Source organism: Microcoleus sp. BR0-C5, from assembly GCF_036705045.1.
GTDB lineage: Bacteria > Cyanobacteriota > Cyanobacteriia > Cyanobacteriales > Microcoleaceae > Microcoleus.
The window spans coordinates 1,502-4,668 of record NZ_JAUBTR010000028.1 but is presented as its reverse complement, the minus strand read 5'-3'; the positions used below and the strand labels follow the sequence as shown (position 1 = coordinate 4,668).

Genomic DNA, 3,167 nt, shown 5'->3' with positions numbered 1-3,167 from the left:
TGGCGATTATTGTTGGTGAACCCGCCCCTACGATGATTCAAATTGAGATTTGTTGTTGGGTGGGGGCGGGTTTATTTGTTCTATCAATTATTGGCGATTATTGTTGGTGAACCCGCCCCTACGATGATTCAAATTGAGATTTGTTGTTGGGTGGGGCGGGTTTATTTATTCTATCAATTAGTGGCGATTATTGTTGGTGAACCCGCCCCTACGATGATTCAAATTGAGATTTGTTGTTGGGTGGGGGCGGGTTTATTTATTCTATCAATTATTGGCGATTATTGTTGGTGAACCCGCCCCTACGATGATTCTGGCAATAGCGGTTTATTTTTGATTCCTTATGCGTACCGTCTATGTTTCTCAGCCCGGTTGTTACGTTTCTTTGCACCAAGAAATGCTGGTCATCAAAAAAGGCGAATCTGTGCTGGGTGAAGTTCAGCTTCCTTTGCTCGAACAACTGCTCATTTTTGGTCAATCTCAAGTCACAACTCAAGCAATTAGGACTTGTCTGTGGCGGAATATTCCGATTGCTTATCTTTCGCGGATGGGTTACTGTTACGGGCGGATTCTTCCGATCGAACGCGGTTATCGGCAACTCTCTCGCTATCAGCAACAGTTGTGTTTTGCCGATCGCCTGCAAGTAGCCAGACGCATTGTGCAGGCTAAGCTGAAAAATAGTCGCGTGATCCTGATGCGACAGCAGCGCCGACAAGCTTCTGATGTGATTGTTTTTGCAATTAACTGTTTGGAACATTTAATCAAAAAGGCTGGGGAAGCTGAAACTATTGAGAAGTTGATGGGGATGGAAGGTGCGGGGGCGGCTCAGTATTTTTCGGCTTTTGAAGAGTGTTTGAGCAATCCTGATTTTGTGTTTGTGGGTAGGTCGCGCCGCCCTCCGGGTAATCCGGTTAATGCTATGCTCAGTTTTGGCTATCAAGTTTTGTGGAATCATTTGTTGAGTTTGATCGAGTTGCAAGGGCTCGATCCTTATTCGGCTTGTTTGCATCAGGGAACTGAACGCCATGCGGCTTTGGCTTCGGATTTGATTGAGGAATTTCGGGCACCAATTATTGATACTTTGGTTTTTTATCTTGTCAATAACGGCATGATGAAAGCTGGCGAAGATTTTGTTTTCCGCAATAGTGGCTGTTTTCTCAATGATTCTGGGCGGCAGAAATTTTTGACAGCATTTTTGCGGCGGATGGAAGAGGGTTTTACTAATAATTCTGGGGACAGCCAACCTAAATGGGATTTGCTTAACCAGCAGGTGAAAGCTTTCAAGCAGTTTGTATACAACCCTCTTGAGCTTTATCAACCTTATCAAATTCGATAAAGTATGCTGCTTTATATCGTTGTCTACGATATTCCGATCGACAAGCGGAGGCAAAAGGTGCATGACTTGCTCAAAGGTTATGGCAAGTGGGTGCAATATTCTACTTTTGAGTGTGTGCTACCCACTGCGAAGTTTGCAGAACTCCAGCGGCGACTCGGAAAGTTAATCAATTTAGATGAGGACAGTATTAGGTTCTATCCTGTGTCGGGGCATACTTTGGGCAATGTTCAGACTTGGGGGGTGGGCCCACCTCTCACTGAATTGCCTGGGTCGGTGATTATCTAATATCACTCGCGAGGGCTGAAAGAAATGGCTGTGATGACGGAAGTTCGTCGGAGCCTTCGATATACTGCCTTGTAAGGGTTTCAGGTATTAGTAACATAGGTTGGGAGGGTGTTTGTACAGAGATTTTTGGGAGTCCTCGCAAATGGCCTCTGGACATCTTGCGCTGTATGAGGTTTAATATAGAGGACTCCCCACTCGTTGGGGAAACTAATTGAATGGAAACGATATATTCTTGCACTAAGTAGGTTTGACCGTCTCTCCTCCCCACTCGTTGGGGAAACTAATTGAATGGAAACTATGAAACTCCTAACTTCACAATCTTGGTTTGATACTCCCCACTCGTTGGGGAAACTAATTGAATGGAAACTCAAATAGTTACTTTTCCTCTTACTCGTTATGACGATATTATCTCCCCACTCGTTGGGGAAACTAATTGAATGGAAACCCACCTTTTGACGATATGATCTGCAAATGCTCGAAAAACTCCCCACTCGTTGGGGAAACTAATTGAATGGAAACTTAATCTCTAATACTCCACCTTTACATTGAATATAAATCGTAGTATCAGACTCCCCACTCGTTGGGGAAACTAATTGAATGGAAACTCCATTTTTGTCTATGTAGTGACTTTCACTAGATTTTCTATCACCTCCCCACTCGTTGGGGAAACTAATTGAATGGAAACTTGGTTGGCTCTTTCTGTGCAACAACCGGATTGGGAAATTCTAACTCCCCACTCGTTGGGGAAACTAATTGAATGGAAACGGGGACGTGGGTTTCCGTAGAATTTAATATCTTCCTCCCCACTCGTTGGGGAAACTAATTGAATGGAAACGACCGTGCTATCAGTAACGGATTGCTCGATGTGACAGACATGGGACTCCCCACTCGTTGGGGAAACTAATTGAATGGAAACATTATTATTAAACCCCTGTTCTCCAAGCATAAACTCCCCACTCGTTGGGGAAACTAATTGAATGGAAACTCTCTACTTTGTCCCAAGCGTGACTTGGGGATTCACAGAGCTCCCCACTCGTTGGGGAAACTAATTGAATGGAAACTTAAGTATCGAGAATTAACTTGGGTCCGGTTACAGTTTTTTGTAACTCCCCACTCGTTGGGGAAACTAATTGAATGGAAACTACATAAAACACCTTCTTTTGTCATCCAAGTAATGCTTCCACTCCCCACTCGTTGGGGAAACTAATTGAATGGAAACCTCCAATAGCGCTCATCTCCATAACTTCCGGTAGTTACGTTAATGTAATCAACTCCCCACTCGTTGGGGAAACTAATTGAATGGAAACATTTATGCGACCCGCTTATTTTGCACGTTGTTAGCTCTCCCCACTCGTTGGGGAAACTAATTGAATGGAAACCTGTAGCGACTAGGAACGTTAGGAATTCTGAATGCGTATCCGTCTCCCCACTCGTTGGGGAAACTAATTGAATGGAAACGCTAAAACAAAATTAGTGGAAGTCTTCTATTAATGCGACAGTTTAAGGGAAACCATAAATAGCTGTTGACAAAAGACTAGATTTCTAATAG

2 protein-coding genes and 1 CRISPR repeat array are annotated in these 3,167 nt (G+C 43.8%); both genes read left to right on the top strand.

All coding sequences use genetic code 11. The annotated features are described in order from the left end of the window. Positions 1-340: 340 nt before the first annotated feature. Positions 341-1,333, top strand: coding sequence for a CRISPR-associated endonuclease Cas1 (gene cas1, locus QUB08_RS15290; RefSeq protein ID WP_333225518.1), 993 nt, complete (start codon positions 341-343; stop codon positions 1,331-1,333). Positions 1,334-1,336: 3 nt separating this feature from the next. Then, the gene (cas2, locus tag QUB08_RS15285) at positions 1,337-1,618 is read left to right on the top strand and encodes a CRISPR-associated endonuclease Cas2 (RefSeq protein WP_333225516.1); all 282 of its coding nucleotides are present in this window, start codon (positions 1,337-1,339) and stop codon (positions 1,616-1,618) included. 187 nt (positions 1,619-1,805) lie between these two features. Further along, positions 1,806-3,076: a CRISPR direct-repeat array (repeat unit 36 nt; unit sequence CTCCCCACTCGTTGGGGAAACTAATTGAATGGAAAC). Between the last annotated feature and the right edge of the window lie 91 nt (positions 3,077-3,167).

Excerpts from the sequence above, each read along its gene's own strand:
- cas1 (WP_333225518.1), top strand. The coding sequence starts at position 341 with ATGCGTACCGTCTATGTTTCTCAGCCCGGTTGTTACGTTTCTTTGCAC.
- cas2 (WP_333225516.1), top strand. The coding sequence starts at position 1,337 with ATGCTGCTTTATATCGTTGTCTACGATATTCCGATCGACAAGCGGAGG.